This is a genomic window from Campylobacter sp. TTU-622 (assembly GCF_016598965.1).
Taxonomy (GTDB): Bacteria; Campylobacterota; Campylobacteria; order Campylobacterales; family Campylobacteraceae; genus Campylobacter_D.
This window is the reverse complement of sequence record NZ_JAENKR010000200.1, coordinates 1-683: the sequence shown is the minus strand read 5'-3', so window position 1 is coordinate 683 and position 683 is coordinate 1. Positions and strand designations below refer to the sequence as shown.

The following is a 683-nucleotide window of genomic DNA, read 5'->3' as shown; positions in this document are numbered from 1 at the left end:
TATAAAGCCTTTCTAAAATATAGGCATAAATAGGTAAAGTTTCTTGTGTATTGAACTGATTAGCAAGGTTTTTAAGTTTATCTTGATCAGCATTTGCAATTTCTTTTGCAAGAGCTTGCCAAGCAAAAGGATCTTGCATATTAAAGGAGTTTTTTTCTTTTTTTGGCTTAGGACTTAAAATTTTAGGAAAGTTTGAATTTGTAAGTTCTCGTGCATATAAATTATAAATATTTAATGAAGGACTATTTGCTAGATTGATTAAATCTTGCTTATTTTTTTTAATCATATACATCCAAAATAAAGCATTGTCTTTATTTTCTTGTTTATTAAAACTTTTATAAGCTTGCTCAAAAAAATTAAAAGCTAAATCTTTTTTATGATAAATTAATGCATTTACACCGAGAAAAAAGGCAGAAATTTCTTGAACATTTTCTGGTTTGACATTTAGCAATGATAGACTAAATTGAGGATTATCTTTTTTAATAACAATATTTTGAATAAATTGTTTAAAATTTTGAGAATGAGAGAGTTTGTTGATAAAAGATTCGCTTAAGGGATAGTCAATTTTCATAGAATAATTATAAAGTTTAAAAAAATTATCCACATCTTCTTTTTTATCTAAATAAGCAACAAGAAAAACCAGAAATTATTAATCTTTTGCTTGCTTTTAATCAAGAAAAACC

General features: G+C 24.7%; 1 pseudogene. It reads right to left on the bottom strand.

The window, feature by feature from the left end:
• Positions 1-571, bottom strand: a pseudogene (locus JG677_RS08460) (lytic transglycosylase domain-containing protein); the annotation flags it as partial.
• Positions 572-683 lie beyond the last annotated feature (112 nt).